Source organism: Sinorhizobium sojae CCBAU 05684, assembly GCF_002288525.1.
Taxonomy (GTDB): Bacteria; Pseudomonadota; Alphaproteobacteria; order Rhizobiales; family Rhizobiaceae; genus Sinorhizobium; species Sinorhizobium sojae.
The window spans coordinates 1,566,223-1,580,058 of record NZ_CP023068.1 but is presented as its reverse complement, the minus strand read 5'-3'; the positions used below and the strand labels follow the sequence as shown (position 1 = coordinate 1,580,058).

14 protein-coding genes are annotated in these 13,836 nt (G+C 63.0%); 8 read left to right on the top strand and 6 right to left on the bottom strand.

Going from position 1 to position 13,836, the window contains the following annotated elements; genetic code table 11:
* Positions 1 to 46 precede the first annotated feature (46 nt).
* Positions 47 to 913: a glycerophosphodiester phosphodiesterase gene (locus SJ05684_RS25055; RefSeq protein WP_050980145.1), complete on the top strand. Its 867-nt coding sequence runs from the start codon at positions 47 to 49 to the stop codon at positions 911 to 913.
* A gap of 34 nt (positions 914 to 947) precedes the next feature.
* Here SJ05684_RS25055 and SJ05684_RS25050 read toward each other — a convergent pair whose 3' ends face one another.
* Positions 948 to 2,207, bottom strand: coding sequence for an extracellular catalytic domain type 1 short-chain-length polyhydroxyalkanoate depolymerase (locus SJ05684_RS25050; protein ID WP_034857937.1), 1,260 nt, complete (start codon positions 2,205 to 2,207; stop codon positions 948 to 950).
* Positions 2,208 to 2,237: 30 nt separating this feature from the next.
* Positions 2,238 to 2,663: a ribbon-helix-helix domain-containing protein gene (locus SJ05684_RS25045; protein WP_034857939.1), complete on the bottom strand. Its 426-nt coding sequence runs from the start codon at positions 2,661 to 2,663 to the stop codon at positions 2,238 to 2,240.
* A gap of 227 nt (positions 2,664 to 2,890) precedes the next feature.
* Between SJ05684_RS25045 and SJ05684_RS25040 the strand changes: the two genes are divergently transcribed.
* Positions 2,891 to 4,804, top strand: a complete 1,914-nt coding sequence (locus SJ05684_RS25040) for an adenylate/guanylate cyclase domain-containing protein (RefSeq protein WP_034857941.1) — start codon at positions 2,891 to 2,893, stop codon at positions 4,802 to 4,804.
* A gap of 250 nt (positions 4,805 to 5,054) precedes the next feature.
* On the opposite strand, the gene SJ05684_RS25035 is transcribed toward SJ05684_RS25040, so the two are convergent.
* Positions 5,055 to 5,411: a hypothetical protein gene (locus tag SJ05684_RS25035; protein ID WP_034857942.1), complete on the bottom strand. Its 357-nt coding sequence runs from the start codon at positions 5,409 to 5,411 to the stop codon at positions 5,055 to 5,057.
* Positions 5,408 to 5,653 carry a hypothetical protein gene (locus SJ05684_RS25030; protein WP_034857945.1) on the bottom strand — a complete coding sequence of 82 codons (246 nt, stop codon included), beginning with the start codon at positions 5,651 to 5,653 and terminating at the stop codon, positions 5,408 to 5,410. Before SJ05684_RS25030 ends, SJ05684_RS25035 begins: the two co-directional genes overlap by 4 nt.
* A 255-nt stretch (positions 5,654 to 5,908) precedes the next feature.
* Here SJ05684_RS25030 and SJ05684_RS25025 point away from each other — a divergent pair, with 255 nt between their 5' ends.
* The 5 genes from SJ05684_RS25025 to SJ05684_RS25005 all read left to right on the top strand — a co-directional run bounded on the left by SJ05684_RS25025 (position 5,909) and on the right by SJ05684_RS25005 (position 10,310).
* Positions 5,909 to 6,718 (top strand): glucose 1-dehydrogenase, encoded by an 810-nt coding sequence (locus SJ05684_RS25025; protein ID WP_034857990.1) that lies wholly within the window; start codon positions 5,909 to 5,911, stop codon positions 6,716 to 6,718.
* Between the two features lie 5 nt (positions 6,719 to 6,723).
* Positions 6,724 to 8,559, top strand: a complete 1,836-nt coding sequence (locus tag SJ05684_RS25020; RefSeq protein ID WP_034857948.1) for a glycoside hydrolase family 15 protein — start codon at positions 6,724 to 6,726, stop codon at positions 8,557 to 8,559.
* Between the two features lie 199 nt (positions 8,560 to 8,758).
* Entirely contained in the window at positions 8,759 to 9,193 is a 435-nt protein-coding gene (locus tag SJ05684_RS25015; RefSeq protein WP_034857951.1) for a curlin, read from the top strand.
* Between the two features lie 101 nt (positions 9,194 to 9,294).
* Positions 9,295 to 9,696 carry a curli-like amyloid fiber formation chaperone CsgH gene (csgH, locus tag SJ05684_RS25010; protein ID WP_050980146.1) on the top strand — a complete coding sequence of 134 codons (402 nt, stop codon included), beginning with the start codon at positions 9,295 to 9,297 and terminating at the stop codon, positions 9,694 to 9,696.
* A 197-nt stretch (positions 9,697 to 9,893) separates the two neighbouring features.
* On the top strand, positions 9,894 to 10,310 hold the full coding sequence (locus SJ05684_RS25005; RefSeq protein WP_034857953.1) for a curlin: 417 nt from the start codon (positions 9,894 to 9,896) through the stop codon (positions 10,308 to 10,310).
* Between the two features lie 219 nt (positions 10,311 to 10,529).
* On the opposite strand, the gene SJ05684_RS25000 is transcribed toward SJ05684_RS25005, so the two are convergent.
* A complete protein-coding gene (locus SJ05684_RS25000) occupies positions 10,530 to 11,255 on the bottom strand; it encodes a response regulator transcription factor (protein WP_034857955.1) in 726 nt (241 codons plus the stop codon).
* Positions 11,256 to 11,268: 13 nt separating this feature from the next.
* Positions 11,269 to 12,528 carry a sensor histidine kinase gene (locus tag SJ05684_RS24995; protein ID WP_034857994.1) on the bottom strand — a complete coding sequence of 420 codons (1,260 nt, stop codon included), beginning with the start codon at positions 12,526 to 12,528 and terminating at the stop codon, positions 11,269 to 11,271.
* 280 nt (positions 12,529 to 12,808) lie between these two features.
* Here SJ05684_RS24995 and SJ05684_RS24990 point away from each other — a divergent pair, with 280 nt between their 5' ends.
* Complete coding sequence (locus tag SJ05684_RS24990) at positions 12,809 to 13,825, top strand: ABC transporter substrate-binding protein (RefSeq protein WP_034857956.1); 1,017 nt, start codon at positions 12,809 to 12,811, stop codon at positions 13,823 to 13,825.
* Positions 13,826 to 13,836: the final 11 nt, after the last annotated feature.

The window sequence follows — 13,836 nt, the reverse complement described above, 5'->3', positions numbered from 1 at the left end:
AGCGGCCGTTGCCCCATCTCTCAAGACGGAGTAGGAGTCCGCGCCCGTGACAGCGTTTGAGACGCACGACCGGGCATCGAACACGCCGGTGGCAGTTGAAGGTCCACATGGCCCCGTCCGGCTCAAGTGGCACAAACTGCGCACGCAACTCGCCGAGGCTCCCTTCAAGCGCTCCAACCTCGCCCTCGGCTGGCAGCTCGGCGCGAGCCTCGAGGTCGATATACTCGCGACCGCTGACGGCCGCTTCGCTGTTCTCCACGATGCAACGCTCGGTCCGTCGACGACCGGGCGGGGCCACGTTGCGCGCACGCCGATCGCATCGATGCGAGGGCTTTTCCACCTGGACGCCGACGGTAAGCCGGACCCCGATGCACCGGTGTTACCGCTCTCCGAACTGGTGGCGCCGCTACGAATGCTGCCGAGAGCCCCATCGACCAACCTTCAGCTCGACCTCAAGCTGCTCAAGGGACATGCACTTCCGGACGCGGCGGTCGCCGATGCCGCGGCGGCCGTCGCCGGACTGGAGGACGCCATCATCGTCGGATCGCATCATCTGGATGATGCACGCCGTCTCGTCGCCGCCATTCCAGGAGCGAGGCTCGGCTACGACCCGATGCTGGCAGTGTCCCGTCAGCGGGCTCTCTGCGATCCCGAGCGGCTCCTGCGCCACATCGAGCGGCGCAGGTCAGGCGTGAGCCTCGTTTATCTCCGGTTCGACGCCATCGTCGCCGCCGAAAGCCAAGGCTTTCCACTCGCCGCGCGCCTGTTGGATCTCGGCATCGAGACCGACGCCTGGACGGTCAATCCGGGTCGGAACAGCATCGACACCATCCTCCGTACGCTCATGGAAGCGAATGTGCGCCAGGTCACGACCGACGCGCCGGGCGAGATTTTCGCTGCTGCTTCGTCTTAGTTGTTAGGTGGATTCGTCGGGTCGCCGGTTGCCCTCATTCCGGCCCATCGAGGAAGAACCGCACCATTTCGGAAGAGGCATCCGGACCATGGGGATCTGTATAGGTTCCAGCGGAATGGCCGCCGGACCAGGCATGGCCGGCCCCGACCACCAGCCAATATTCGACCACCGGCCGCCCCGCGGGGTCCGCGACAATCGTTCTCGCATAAGTCCGCCCGCTGGTGGAGCGGCCGGATTCCTTCCGGACCGCCCATCCGGCGCCAGTTGGCGTTGCCGCGACGACGATCCGATCGGCGTTGGAGGGGTGGACCGTCAGATCCGCACTTCCTTGGAAGACGATCGTTCGGAGCCGGTCCACATTGGCGAGCCGCCTCGGGTTGGATGCGAGACCGCCATCGCCGCGCATCGCGGAGAAAGCCGATATGAGGTCGTTGGCCGATCCGTAAGGCAGGCCGGAATGGATCCCCACGGCGGAATAGAGATCGGGATAGGTCTCGCCCATGACCGCCGCCATTGCGGCCCCTGCCGATAGGCCTGCCACGAAGACTCGGCCGCGATCGAGGCCGAATTCCGACATGATCTCCTTGGTGATCCCGGCAATGATTGAAGGTTCTCCCCCGTCGCGCATCTGGTCGGCGGGTCTGAACCAATTCCAGCAGGACGACGCATTGTTAGCCCCGCTTTGACGGGGATAGGCAACCGCCAGGCCGTGCGTCTCGGCTACCGCGTTCATGCGGGTTCCTGCAGCAAAGTCTTCGGGATCCTGCTTGCAGCCATGAAGCATGACGACAAGGCCGCGCGGCCGATCGGGTGCGGATGCCGGAACGTAGAGCCTGTAGCTTCGCGAACCCGCGGGGCAGGTGAAGGATCGCGCCAGGAACTGTGCCCCGTCCGGCACGAGCGGCGGGGGGACCTGTTTTGCCAGTCCCGGCAGGCCGACGCCATTTAGCGATCCAAAAACGCCCGATGCCAATCGGCTCTCGCGCAAGATCCGTACCGTTTCTCCCAAGGGTTTCCGCAATCGTCGCGACGCGGCAACATCGCCAGCCTTTTTGGCGGCTTCTTTCGCCTCAGGCTTTGCCCAGGGCTCGATGACCTCCGCATCCGGATCCACCGGAAAAGGGGTGGAATGCTGATACGGCGGCGGGGGTGTGATGTCCGGTGTCAAGGTGCAAGTATCGGAGACCGATCGACCGGCCAGCGCATCCTGGATCACGCGTGTCGCCTCGGCGACGTTCAAGGCGCGCGTGGACCGCACCGCACGGCGCATGGCCGCTGCAAAATCGTCATTCATGGAGGTGTCCTTGTTGGTCGGGCCGCAGTTCTATCGGATGCGTTCGGCCAGCGCTGATTTCAGCTCGGTGCTGGCCTGGAGGGCACCGAGCACGGTGATGGATTCAATTGTTGCCAAAGCAAGTTCCGGTGTAACGTCGGGCGCGATCCGGGCAAGTCCGACCACCTTAATGTGAAGTCTTTCGCCGGCCGCCTTCAGCAATTCCAGATCGGCTCGGCTGTAGTCGCGCAACCCTATCTCAAGCGAGTGCCGAACGACCGACCGCTTGACGGCCTCGGCCTCGGCCTCGGCAGCAAGCTGGTTTCGGATCGCTGTGCGGATGAAGTCGGTGCGATTGGAGTAGAATCCTTCCTGCACGAGAAGGTCGATGCGACCAAGATCGACGTAGCCGAGATTAATGGTGATCTTCTCCGATTCACCGCCCTTGTCGCGTAGCTTGTAAACATTGTCTGTCATGCAACGTCACCATCATAACCATCCGTATGGATGGAGTATGGATGGTTTGTCGAGCTGTTGCAAGAGACTTGTTGTTTGCTGGCGATGTTCCGCTCGGGGTCAGCGGCCGCTGATCATCCAACGAGAAGCGAATACATGCGCAAAGCAGCGCGTCCACACACAGAATTTTGAGTGGACCGGCGAGGACCGCGCCTTATAGATGCTTCCGAAGACTGTCGAGGCTCGTAATGCAACGTAAACTCGCAGCAATCGTAGCAGGCGACATCGTCGGCTACACCCGTCTGATGTCTGAGGACGAATCCTCGACGTACGCCGCACTGCGAGCGGCCTTCACCGAATTGATCATCCCGACCGTCGAAAAGCATGGCGGGCGAACTTTCAAGACCACCGGCGACGGCTTTCTAGCGACCTTCCCGAGCGTCAACGAGGCGCTCGATGCGGCGATCGAAATCCAGAACGGCTTCGCCGAGCGACCGTTCAACATGCGCGTTGGCATCAATCTCGGCGACGTCATAGAAGACAATGGCGACATGTTCGGAGATGGCGTCAACGTCGCCTCGCGGCTGGAAGCCATGGCCGCGCCATCCAGCATTTTCGTGAGCGAGGCGGTGGTCCGAAGCGCTGACCGGAGCCGCGGCAAGCTGTTCTACAGTATCGGGCGAAGGCAGGCCAAGAACATAGCCGAGCCGCTCGCCGTCTACGCCGTGCGGCTCGCACCAAAGCAGGTGAGCGGCCGGGGTTGGACATCGCGGCTTGTCTTCCGCCGGCGCGCCGCTTTGCCATTTGCGCTCGGCGCCGCAGCTCTTATCGTCGTCGCTGCTTTCACCCAGGTGCCCGCATTGCGAGCGATCGGCGCCGATCTGACCGACAGCCTCGTGCGTCTGTCAGGCGGTGAGCCTTTGGACGCCCGGCCAACTGTCGCGGTGCTGCCCTTTGACAACATGAGCGGTGACGCCGACCAGGGCTATTTCGCCGACGGGCTGACCGAGGACATCATCGCCAATCTTGCGCGAAGTCCCGAGCTTCAGGTGATCGCACGCAACTCGACCTTCGCGCTGCGCGGTCAGGCGGAGGATATACGGAGCATCGGTGGAAGATTGGGGGCCGGCTATGTGGTTGAAGGAAGCGTCAGGCGTGCCGGCGACCAGCTCCGTGTGGTGGCGCAGCTCATCGATGCGCGCAGGGGCGCCCATCTCTGGTCACGCACCTACGACCGGCGCCTCGAGGACGTTTTTGGGCTTCAGACCGATTTGACTTCGGAGATCGTCTCGCATCTGGTGTCTTATGTGCGCCAGTCGGAGGTGTCGAACGCGGCTGAACGCCCGACAGAAAACCTTCAGGCCTACGACCTAGTCCTGCAGGCGCGTGACCGCAACAAGCACGGTTCGGATGATGCCGAGGCGCTGATGGAGGCGCGCGCGCTGCTTCATCGCGCTCTCGAGCTGGATCCCGGCTACGCCGCGGCACGGGCTCATCTCGGCATGACCTATATCGTCGACTTCGCACAGAACCTCAGCGGCAGGGCGACCCTGACCGATGTGGAAACGGGTCTCAGCGAGGCGCGCCAGGCCGTTCGCCTCGATCCCAATCTAGCTGTCGGCTATCAGGTCTTGAGCTTCGGCCTTTCACTCAAGGGCGACTATGCCGACGCCATGCAGGCAGCGCACCGCGCGGTCGAGCTCAATCCGAACGATCCGGATAGCCTGATGGCGCTGGCAAAGGCGCAGGTCCGATTCGGGAGTTACGACGAGGCGGTGCACAATGCCGAGCGGGCGCGCCGGCTGCATCCGATGGCTCCGGAATACTACACTTATGTCTACGGGCAGGCGCTCTATGCCGCTGGCAGGATCGATGAAGCCGACGAGATCCTGCGGGAGTGCCTGCTCCGTGCGCCTCGCGAGGCGGATTGCCTGTTGATACACACGGCCGTCCTCACTCAGCGCGGAGATGTGCAGGGAGCGCAGCGCACGATGGCACTCCTGACGGACGCGGATCCTGAGTTTTCACTCGCCGACGAGCGCGCCAATCGTCGCTTCGGCAATTCGCCGCTCATGGAGCGGTTCCTCTCGCAGCTTGCAGAAGCAAGAGCTCCCGACGCGACCAGTGGCATCCTTTCCCCGAGCCTGCGGCCATTGCTGTAGGCCCTTGGTGCCGGAAAAGCGAGCAACGGCTTGCCTCCGATCACAGCTCATGCCGATACGAGCGGGCGCAGCCAAGCGTCTCGGCAAATGGGGGGTGGAGGGCGCGTTTTGCGGCGCCGCCGCGACCGGCCAGCATCAAAATGGTCAGACACTGCTGCGCAACGGAGGGCTACCACAGAGGCTAAGTTTCACTCCGTGCAGTTCGGCCAACTGTATCTCGTTAGCTCCCTTGTCCAGCTTCTGTATCCGCTCATCTGTTCCTCCTGTTGAAGTCGCGTTTGCCCCTGTTACGCATGAGGATTTCGGAAAGGACTCCCCGGTCATCCTCGGACATGGCGGCAATCCACTGGTTGGTGAAGTACCCCAATTCGTGGGTGGAGAAGGGGGCCGGGTTCCTCGCGTGGGGAACGAGGGTGTCGATCAGCGTCTGCCCCAACAGAAAGCGGTCCCAGTCCTCCTTGATATCCGGCTCTGCTTCCTTCGGTTCGACCGCGACCACCCGGGGAACCATCTTGATCGTGCCCCCGGTGAAAACCGGCCTGCCCTGCAGGACCGTCACGCTCTTGAAATTCTCCGGCTTGCCGAACAACCATTCCATCAGGCTCATCGCTTGCCCTCCAACATCGCGGCACCCTTCTCGTCATCGTCCACGGCGCCCGAAAGGCAAAGCGGACGAGAAAGTTCTCCGTTGATCGATCCTTCAGTGACTGGGATTGCGCCGACGCCAAGTGCGGCATCAGGTTGGGACTTCCTTTTCCTTTCCGCCGGCGCCGTGCCGCTGATATAGACTTCATTAAACCTTTCGATCCATTCGGCCTGTTGGCCGATAGAGTTTCCGGAGAGGATCACCCGGTTGGCCTAGTCCGTCGGATTGGCTCTTTGCCGCGCTTGGAACGGCGCCGCCGGCGGAGGGTCGCCAGACACACGCATCCTCCGCCCGAATATGGCTTCCGCTGCGATCTCTCTGACTATCCCCGGCGTCACGCTCATTGAAACGGGGTTGTCTCTCCTCACGCGCAAGTGCGGAACCGAAGCGAGCGAGCTAGCGTTCGGTCAGCTGTGGAGGCATACCCCGTGAATTCTATCGCCAATCCAGAAACCGCATTGCAACCCGTGTTCGGCCTAGGAGGCCAGGTGGCAATTGTGACCGGCGCGACATCCGGGCTAGGTCGTGCCTCTGCCCTCGCGCTTGGCCGCGCCGGCGCAACCGTCGTGGTCAATCACCTGCCGGGCAGCGAAGAACTGGCGGACGAAGTCATTGGTAAGATCGGGGCTAGCGGCGGGCAGGCGGCACCCTTTGCCGCGGACGTTTCGCAAAGCAACGTCCGGGCCATGTTCGAAGAGGCGGTCAGCAGATTCGGCACCGTACACATCCTGGTCAACAATGCCGGCATTCAGTCCGGCGCCGGCTTCCATCAGATGACGCTAGAGCAATGGCGACGCGTAATGGCAGTCAATCTCGACGGTCAGTTTCTCTGCGCCCGGGAGGCGGTCCGCGAGTTCCTGAGGCGCGGCCCACAACCGGAAATCTCCGCCGCGACCGGTAAGATCATCTGCATGAGTTCCGTTCACCAGCGCATTCCTTGGGCATTCGAGGCCAATTACGCCGCATCCAAGGGAGGTGTCGCCCTTCTGATGCAGTCCCTGGCCCAAGAGCTTGCGCCCGCCCGCATTCGCGTCAATGCGATAGCGCCCGGCGCCATCCGCACTCCCATCAACCGTCCTGCCTGGGAAACACCGGAAGCGCTTTCGAATCTTCTCAAGCTTATCCCCTATGGCCGCATCGGCGAGCCGGCCGATATTGCCAACGCGATTCTGTTCCTGGCGTCCGACCTTTCGGACTACATGACCGGAGCCACCGTGTACGTCGATGGTGGGATGGCCTTATATCCGGCATTCCGGGGTAATGGTTAGGTGCCATGAGCAAACCAATCGAAGACTATGGGCTGATCGGGAACATGCTGTCCTGCGCCCTGGTCGCACGCGACGGCTCGATCGATTGGCTTTGCCTGCCGCGCTTCGACTCCGACGCGTGCTTCGCTGCCTTGCTCGGCACGCCGGAAAACGGCCGGTGGCGCATAGCACCCATCGACGAGAAGGCGTCCGTCTCCCGACGCTACCGGGCCGGCACGATGATCCTCGAGACGACCTTCGAGACGGAGGAAGGGGTGGCGACCGTCATCGACTTCATGCCGCTCGCCACCGACGAGGATCATGTCGATGTCGTGCGTCTCGTAAGGGGCGACCGCGGGCGGGTTCGCATGCGCTGCGAATTCACCCTGCGTTTCGGCTACGGCAATACCGTTCCCTGGGTCCAGCAGGCGGACTTCGGGGTGCGCGCGGTAGCGGGCCCGGATGCCGTGGAACTGCACACGCCCGTCTCGCTCGCCGGCGAGGACCCTCACACGACGGCCGAGTTCACCGTCGGCGCCGGCGCGACGGTCCCGTTCGTCCTGGCCTGGCATCCTTCGCACCGACGCGAGGAGCGCAGCAAGGACCCCCGACGGCGACTGAGCGAAACGGAAGCCTGGTGGCGCGACTGGTCCGATCGGTGCAGTTTCCGCACGGAAGAGCCACACCCGTGGCGGGAAGCGGTGACGCGGTCGCTGCTCGTGCTGAAGGCGCTGACCTTTGCGCCGACAGGAGGGATAGTCGCCGCCCCCACCACCTCCTTGCCAGAGGAGATCGGCGGCGAGCGGAACTGGGACTACCGCTACTGTTGGATACGCGACGCGACGCTGACACTCTATGCACTGCTAACGTCTGGCTACCGGGACGAGGCGAAAGCCTGGCGGGAGTGGATGCTGCGCGCAGCGGCCGGCCATCCGGCCCAGCTGCAGATCATGTATGGGCTCGCCGGTGAGCGGCGCCTGACCGAGATCGAACTGCCATGGCTCCCGGGCTATGAAGGTTCCAGGCCGGTGCGCATTGGCAACGGCGCTCACGGGCAACTCCAGATAGATGTCTACGGGGAATTGCTGGATGCCCTGCATGTCGGCCGCAAATTTCAGCTTCGGCCGTCCCATGAGGCCTGGAACTTTCAGAAAGCGCTGCTCGAAGACCTGCAGAAGCAGTGGCGCCTTGCTGGTCATGGCATCTGGGAAATACGCGGCCCGCCGCGGCACTTCACTCACTCCAAGCTCATGGCCTGGGTGGCTTTCGATCGCGGTGTGCGCGCGGTGGAGGATTTCGGCCTCGCCGGGCCCGCCGAGGAGTGGAAAGCCGTGCGCGAGGAGATCCGGGCCGAAATCCTGTCGAAGGGCTGGAATAAGCAAATGCAATCCTTCGTTCAGCACTACGGCGGGACGGCGCTCGATGCATCCTTGCTGCTGGTGCCGTTAACCGGGTTCCTGCCGCCGGATGATGCACGTGTGGTCGGCACAGTCGAAGCGATCCGGCGCGAACTGGTCGAGGACGGGCTCGTTCTTCGCTACCGCCCGGAGGACGCGACGGACGGGGTTTCCGGTACCGAAGGCACGTTCCTGGTCTGCAGCTTCTGGCTTGCCGATGCCCTTACCATGATGGGCCGCTCGAATGAGGCCACCGAATTGTTCGAGCGGCTGCTTTCGCTGCGCAACGATCTCGGCCTCCTCGCGGAACAGTATGATCCTCGGGCGAGCAGGCAGCTCGGGAATTTCCCACAAGCCTTTTCGCATATCGGCGTCGTCAACACGGCTCACAATCTTCTCTCCGCACGGGGGCCGGCCGAACAGCGCGCGGATCGAACGCAACCTACCGAGCGGCCGTCATCATGAAGAGCTGAAACTTCCCGGGGGCGATATCGATGCGCCGCTCAACGCAAAAGCCGGGTACCGGTGCGCGCCTGCGGGCGTCATTCGCGCCGTGGTTCGCTGAACGACGGCTGAATGCCCGGTTCAGCCTGGGTTCGAGGACGGCTCCTTACAACGAGACCGTCAGTACGCGGTGCCAGCCGCCAAACCCAGGAGACGGAAAATGAAGAGCAAGTTCCTCATCACCAGCGCCATCGCCGCCCTCATCGGCTTCACGACGGTCCCGGCCATGGCCAACGATGTCTTCATCAGGCAATACGGCTTCGCGCATTCCGCGGGCGGCGCCCAGACCGGCTACAAGAACCGGATCGGCATTCACCAGAAGGGCCGATCCAACAACGCCGTTGCCAACCAGAAGGGCCGGCGCAATCTCGTGGCAATCGGCCAGGATGGCTACAACAACGATGCCGATGTCTATCAGCGCGGCAGGCGGAATAGTGCCGGCGTCGGCCAGTTCGGATCGAACCACACCTCAATCCTCACCCAGGACGGCCACGGCAACATCGCCGCTGGCGTCCAGGTCGGCAACGGCTGCCGCGCCGATGTGAATCAGGCGGGCGGCGGCAACGTCGCCGCCTTTGTCCAGGCCTGCCCGTAACGCCAACACGCCCCCAATCGAGATCGATTGAAGAGACATACAGCAGTGGGCCGAGGGATACTGTCCCGTCGGCCCCCCACCGGCAACCATGGAGAAGAGAGATGTTCAGCAAGGGTACGCGCTTCACCGCACGAATCGTGCCGCTGCTTTTCGGCCTCGGTGCGGCCGCCATCGCGATCGGCGCAGGTCACGCCGATACGACGGCCGGGCCCGTCCGCTGCGAAATCCGCGCCGACCTGAGCGGCGGAACGACAAGCCTGGAAGGCGTGGTTCATGCGGACAAGGCGGTCAGTGGCTCCTACCGATTCCGCGTCGAGAGTGCCGGCGCATCCGGTCGTTCCAACATTGACCAGGGCGGCGACTTCACCGCCGGCCCGGGAAAACCCGCGACGCTCGGCTCGATCATGCTGGACATCCGAGGCGCTCGTTACGATGCGAGCCTGACGGTCACCGTGGAAGGCAAGACGATCGAGTGTGCCGACCACATTGGCGGCGCGATTTGAGCGGTCTGGATCGCCCACGGCATTTCGTAAGGGCTCCTCAGACCGGGGCCTTGCCTTTCGCGAACCCGCGTCGCCAGCCGCGGTGCTGGGTTAGCGGCGGCTGAACGCCCGGTTTCGGTCCGGTGCAGCGTCGCCGCGGCAGTATGGTCGTATCGGCCGAGACAAAATTACCACGACAGCGTGCCAGGAGAAAAATGATGACGAGCAGGATCACCAACACCATGATGGCGGCCCTCGCCGCAGCACTCATCGCATCGACCGCCTTGCCTGACCCGGCGAGCGCAGGCGGGTCCGTATCGTTCAGCCATACGCCGTCCAGTGATCGGAGCGTCCGTGCCCTTCGGGCGGGCCTGCAGTTCTATTCGCTGTACAAGGGCTTGAAGAACGGCGCCAACATCCGCCAGCGCGGTTGGAATAATGCCGCCGGTATAGCCCAGTATGGATCCGGAAATCAGGGCATCATCCGCCAGAAGGGCAGCGGTCATTCGGCGACGCTCCGGCAGACCGGCAAGGAGAACGCCTATGGTATCTTCCAGTTCGGCAAGAACACTTCCGCCAACGTCTCGCAGTACGGCAACGGCCAGGCGGGAACGACCTTCCAGTTCGGCTGGTAGCACCCACTGCGATCGCGTGGAATTGCGCGATCATCACAGCTTTGCGCGTCTTTTCAGGCGCATTCAGACGCGCAAAGGTTCCATGGGGTTACACTGACCTGCATCAGGAACTCGCGAGTATCGCACACCGGGTGACGCTTTGCGTCCTTGCCCGGATGAGGTCGATGGAAGCTCGCGATGATGTCGTCTTTTTGGTGAATGCTGCCCATCCTGTCCCGTTCACTTCTGTTCCTGCAGCCACTCCTGAAGCTCGGATTCGGCTTTCTCCAAGGCGCTGTAGTTCAGCAGCTTCCTGAGGAAAGCGACGGTCACGGCGCGGGCGCGGAGATTGAATTGGCCGTCGGATTGTTCCTCGGCGACGGCCTGGTAGACGTCGAGCTTGTCGTAGAGCTGCTGCAAGCGGTTCTGGACGCTGCGCAGTGACAGGTTGCGGCGTTTGGCAATAGTCCGGTCCGTCAGGCCGAGCGCGATGTCGACGAGGATCTCGTATTCGGAATCGGTGAAGCTGTTCGCGTGGCCGATGCTCCTTTGCTGTAAACCGCGCACCTCGCGGTCGATCACGCATTGGCTTTCCACGAAAATCGAGCGAAGCGCCAGCTTCAGCCGCTCGTCGGAGGCGGACTTCAGCACGTAACCATAGGCGGCCCCGTCCGGAACGATGCGCGACACGCCACGGACATAGGCCTCGTCGGAGTAGTTCGACCAGAAGAGGATGCGCGTTTCCGGGCGCTCTTTCCAGATGGTGCGCGCCGCCTCGATCCCGTTGCGGGTCTGCATCTGCAGGTCCATGACGATGTGTGCCGACTTGTGATCGCGCGCAAGCTGCTCGCCGGCGATGCCGTTCTCCGCCTCGATGACGGTGTCGCATTCGGGAAGGGCGGCACAGACCGCCTCGTGCAGATACGAACGGTGAAGCGGATCGTCCTCCACGATCAGTACCTTCATCGCTGATCCTCCCTCATGGTTGTGGCTCCCCTCCTGACTGGGGCTCCAGCTCCGCTGAGCGCTCCTCGAGCGGCAGCAGGACAGCGACCTGCGTGCCGCGGTTCCTATCACCCGGTCCGATCGCGAATTTCGCGGAAATGAGCCGTGCCCGCGTCTTCATATTGTCGATGCCGCCGCCGATGCGTCCGCGGGCTCTTGCCAGACCGCGCCCGTCGTCCGAAATCTCGATTGCGAGCTCGCCTGCCTCGAGCCAAAGCCTGACGGTGATCGCCATCGGCTGGGCGTGGCGGACCGCGTTGTTGATCGCCTCCTGCGCAATTCGGAAAAGTGCAATGCTTACGGTGGGTTCAAGGCCGTCGAGAGCACCCCCGGTCTCGTCGACGAGAGCCCACTCGATCGGCATCCCGCTGTCGCGCACCGACCGGTCGAGGTGGTTTTCGATTGCCTGGGCAAGGCCGAACAGCTGCAAAACGGACGGCTTTGCCTGTTCGATGATCTGCCGCAAATCCTGCATGCAATGATGCAGACCGCGGGAAACCGGTTCCAGCGCCTCGTTGCTCAGCTCGCCGGCACGAGCCAGGCGATCGATGCGGCGCGACAGCCGCGTAAGATCGGCAAGGGTCTGGTCGTGGAGGTCCATGCCGATGCGCTGGCGCTCCTGTTCGAGCGCCTCGGTCAACTTCAACGCACCCTGCCTTAATCCTTCCTCGCGCGCACGCGCCTCCGCCTCGACGATGGCGGATTGCTGGGCCTGTTCGGCGGCCCTGAGCGCGAAGAAATAGGGTGCCAGCAGGTCGGCGATGATCCGCGCCCTGCCGATGTCCTCCATCGTGTATATGCCGGGCGTCTGGGACGAGCAGCTGAGCGCGGCGATGATACTGCCCTGCACCTTCATCGGGACATGCAAGCGGCTGCGCAGGGATTGTTCGATGATCGGCCGCTTGAAGGCGCCCTCGAAATGGAAGCGCGCATCCTGGATGGCGTCGTCGGTCAGCAGGTAATCGACTTCGCCCCAGAGGAGGGAACGGATCGGGCTGTTGGCGACCGGCGCCGAGGCGACATCGCCCCATGCGGTGTCCATGCCGGTCTCATAGGCGGTGTGATAATTGCCGTCGACCATCAGAATGCAGACGTCGAGATGATCGTGGGGGATGATATGCGCCACTTCCGCCGCGACGGCGCGGATGGCCGAGCGGAAGTCGAGCTGCCCGGCAAGCAGCCGGGATATGCCAAGATAGTGATCGACCAATGCGGCCGGCGCCAGGTGCGGCATGTCCGCAGTTCCTCCCGCGATCGCGTCCGCTTCTTTGGGTGCAGCGACCGCCAGCTCCATTAAGCGCTCGACAGGGCGTGCTCGTCTTGCACAAACACGCAGCCTTTGGTGCCAAACCCCGCAAACGCGTTGCCGCATACGATCTATACAGGCAGCAGATTCTCCCTCATCCTGCCCTTACTGAGAGGAGGAAGCTCAGTGCAAGTCCTATTTGCAGACGACCGCACATAAGCGGCCGATGAGGCGATCCGATCGAAACCGGATCCAGAGGGAGGAAGACATGACATTTCGCAAGATGCTTCTGGCGTCAGCGGTCGTCCTGTGCGCCGCAATGCCGAATTCCGCGTTGGCCGACACATCCGACAAGAAGATTGCGCTTTCCAATAATTATGCCGGAAACTCCTGGCGGCAGGCGATGCTGACGAGCTGGGACAAGGTGACCGGTGAGGCCGTCAAGGCCGGCGTGGTTGCGGCTGCCGATGCGTTCACGACGGCGGAAAACCAGGCAACCGAGCAGGCCGCGCAGATCCAGAACATGATCCTGCAGGGTTATGACGCGATCGTCCTCAACGCCGCCTCACCGACCGCGCTCAACGGTGCGGTCAAGGAGGCATGCGATGCCGGTATCACCGTCGTCTCGTTCGACGGCGTCGTGAGCGAGCCCTGCGCCTGGCGCATTGCCGTCGATTTCAAGGAAATGGGCCGCAGCCAGGTCGAATATCTGTCGAAGAAGCTGCCCGAGGGCGGAAACCTCCTGGAGATCCGCGGCCTTGCCGGCGTCTTTGTCGACGATGAGATCTCGGCGGGCATTCACGAGGGCGTCAAGCAGTTCCCGCAGTTCAAGATCGTCGGCTCGGTCCATGGCGATTGGGCGCAGGATGTCGCCCAGAAGGCGGTGGCCGGCATCCTGCCGAGCCTTCCCGAGATCGTCGGTGTCGTGACGCAGGGCGGCGACGGCTACGGCGCCGCCCAGGCGTTCGCTGCTGCCAAGCGACCGATGCCGATCATCATCATGGGAAACCGCGAGGACGAGCTGAAGTGGTGGAAGGAACAGAAGGATGCAAACGGCTATGAGACCATGTCGGTCTCGATCGCGCCCGGCGTCTCCACGCTCGCATTCTGGGTTGCCCAGCAGATCCTCGATGGGAAGGAGGTCAAGAAGGACCTCGTCGTGCCCTTCCTGCGCATCGACCAGGACAATCTGGAAGAGAACCTCGCCAATACCCAGGCCGGCGGTGTTGCGAATGTCGAATATTCGCAGGCGGATGCGATCAAGGTGATCGAATCCGCGGATTGACGGCCTTCCGC

Coding starts and splice junctions, on each gene's coding strand:
- SJ05684_RS25045 (WP_034857939.1), bottom strand. CDS start 2,663: ATGACAGACAATGTTTACAAGCTACGCGACAAGGGCGGTGAATCGGAG.
- SJ05684_RS25050 (WP_034857937.1), bottom strand. CDS start 2,207: ATGAATGACGATTTTGCAGCGGCCATGCGCCGTGCGGTGCGGTCCACG.
- SJ05684_RS24990 (WP_034857956.1), top strand. CDS start 12,809: ATGACATTTCGCAAGATGCTTCTGGCGTCAGCGGTCGTCCTGTGCGCC.
- csgH (WP_050980146.1), top strand. CDS start 9,295: ATGTTCAGCAAGGGTACGCGCTTCACCGCACGAATCGTGCCGCTGCTT.
- SJ05684_RS24995 (WP_034857994.1), bottom strand. CDS start 12,528: ATGCCGCACCTGGCGCCGGCCGCATTGGTCGATCACTATCTTGGCATA.
- SJ05684_RS25000 (WP_034857955.1), bottom strand. CDS start 11,255: ATGAAGGTACTGATCGTGGAGGACGATCCGCTTCACCGTTCGTATCTG.
- SJ05684_RS25005 (WP_034857953.1), top strand. CDS start 9,894: ATGACGAGCAGGATCACCAACACCATGATGGCGGCCCTCGCCGCAGCA.
- SJ05684_RS25040 (WP_034857941.1), top strand. CDS start 2,891: ATGCAACGTAAACTCGCAGCAATCGTAGCAGGCGACATCGTCGGCTAC.
- SJ05684_RS25015 (WP_034857951.1), top strand. CDS start 8,759: ATGAAGAGCAAGTTCCTCATCACCAGCGCCATCGCCGCCCTCATCGGC.
- SJ05684_RS25035 (WP_034857942.1), bottom strand. CDS start 5,411: ATGAGCCTGATGGAATGGTTGTTCGGCAAGCCGGAGAATTTCAAGAGC.
- SJ05684_RS25020 (WP_034857948.1), top strand. CDS start 6,724: ATGAGCAAACCAATCGAAGACTATGGGCTGATCGGGAACATGCTGTCC.